The organism is Paeniglutamicibacter sp., from assembly GCF_046714615.1.
Lineage (GTDB): Bacteria > Actinomycetota > Actinomycetes > Actinomycetales > Micrococcaceae > Paeniglutamicibacter.
In genome coordinates this window covers 1-2007 of record NZ_JBKKAP010000007.1, presented here as the reverse complement: position 1 = coordinate 2007, position 2007 = coordinate 1, and the positions used below count along the sequence as shown (strand labels likewise).

Annotated in this window: 1 protein-coding gene; it reads right to left on the bottom strand. The window is 70.1% G+C overall.

Annotated features, from left to right (window positions below):
• Positions 1 to 117: 117 nt before the first annotated feature.
• Positions 118 to 2007 (bottom strand): HNH endonuclease signature motif containing protein (locus tag ACLQ7E_RS00405; protein ID WP_411730539.1); only part of this gene is annotated, 1890 nt, incomplete at its 5' end.

The window sequence follows — 2007 nt, the reverse complement described above, 5'->3', positions numbered from 1 at the left end:
AGGGCGGTTCGTTTCCGGTTCTTGCCGGGGGCGGGCCGCCCTTTTTCGTACCCACCTGGTGGCCCGGTCGGGCATGCTTCCGTTCCGATGGTCGGTGTCGACGCGGGGAACGGACTCCTAGAACAGGGGTGGGTTGGGGCTGTTGTTGCGCCAGATCTTGTTGCGTCGGGGTTTTTGTTCGGGGTCCATGAACCTGGGCAGGATGACGCTGAAGAGCCCGTCCGTATCCCGGACGACGTCGATCAGCCCCGTGTGCCTGGCATGGTGATGGTTGGAACACATGGGTCGCCCTTGGTTCACATTGGTGGTTCCGCCGGATTCCCAGAGGTCATCATGGTCGATTTCGCATAGTTCCGGCGGCACGGTGCAGCCGGGGAAGATGCAGCCGCCGTAGAGGCCGAGGATGAGTTCGCGCATGTAGTCGGGGAAGAGGCGTTCCTCCCGGCCGAGGTCCAGGATCCGGGATTCCCCGCCCAGGACCGCGGGGATGACCCCGCCGTTGCACAGGCCCTGGCGCAGTTCCGCGGGGGTGAGTTGCTGGCCGTGGGTGGTGATGCCGTGGGTGTCTGCCAGGCCGCGGAGTTCGTCCAGGGTGGCGATGACCAGGGTCTTGGGGGAGGGCAGGCCGGTGGTCTTCCTTCCGGTGGCGGGTTTCCCGGCGGACCTGATGAGGTTCATCAGCCCTTGGAGGTGGCGTTGGGGCGGGGTGAGTCCGTCGGGTCCGTAGGCGGTGGAGTTCATGGTTCCGGGGTCGGGCATCCCGGCACCGGTGGCGCGGTTCGGGTTGCCGGTGTTGGTGGTGCCGTTGCCGGTGAAGAGGTTGTTCAGGTTGAGGCCGTTGGGGTCCAGGGACAGGTTCCTGATGGCTTCCGGGTCGTTCAGCGGCTGTCCGGTGGCGGGGTCGACGAGGAAATCCGGGAAGCCGGCAGCCGGGACGCCGCCGCCGCCGTTGTTCGACTGGTCGGTGGAACCGGTGGAACCGGTGGAACCGTTGGAGGGGATGGTGCGCCCGGTGCTGTCGCTTCCGGCGGCGGCGCCCGCGCCCGTGTTGGCGGGGGTGGCCAGGGCCCGTTGCAGGAGTCCGTCGCGGTCCCCGGCCTTGGTCCGGGGGCTGTCGGTGCTGGCGCACAGGGCCAGCAGGGCCTCGGTGTCGGCGGGGAGGGTGCGGAGCAGGAATTCGTCGAGCCCTCCGGTGGTGCCGCGGTGGAAGAGGCCTTCCCGGGTGCGCAGGATTTCCTCGGGGACGTCGGTGGCCCCCTTTTCGAGGGCCGTTTGGATGCCGGTGAGGAGCTTGGCGGTGGTGCGGGGGTCCTCGCGGCGGACGGATTCGGCGACCTGGTCCTCCAACTGCCCGGCCAGGATGGCGGGGTCGGGGTGCTGGTTGATGTGGGGTGCGAGTTTTTCGAGCCTGCGGGCGGCGGCGCCGATCTGGCCGGGGTCCGCGGCCCCGCTGGCCAGGTCCTTGGCCAGGACGGGGAACCTTGCCGGGACGGGGTGGCCGTGGAGGTCGGTGCCGGGCAGCAGGCGGTCGATGGAGCTGACGCGTTCGCGGGCCTCGAAGTAGCCGATGTGCAGGAAGCCGGTGAGGAATTCGGTGGTGTCCCTGAAGACGGGCCGTCCGGTGGGGACGGTCAGGGGGTCCTCGGGCAGGGCGGTGGTGCCGGCGAGGTAGCCGGTGGGGTCCCGGTGGAGTGCGGCGAGGGCGTCGAAGGTGGCTTCGGGCAGTTCGTGGGCCAGGGTGCGGCGGGCGGTCTCGGCGGCCAGGAGCTGGGTGTGGGCGGCGGTGCGGTGTGCGTCCTCGGCGGCCCGGGCGAAGAGGGCTGCCCTGACCGGGGAGGTGGTGTGTTTGGCGACGGCCCGGGCCAGGTCGCGGGTGATCCGCTGGGCCTCGAGCAGGGCGCGCAGTTCATCGTCCGGTGACACGGGGTGTCCCGGGGCGCCGCGGGTGCCCGCGGCCAGGGTGATGAACTGGGTGGTTTGCATGTCCACCAGCATGCGCCGAATCCG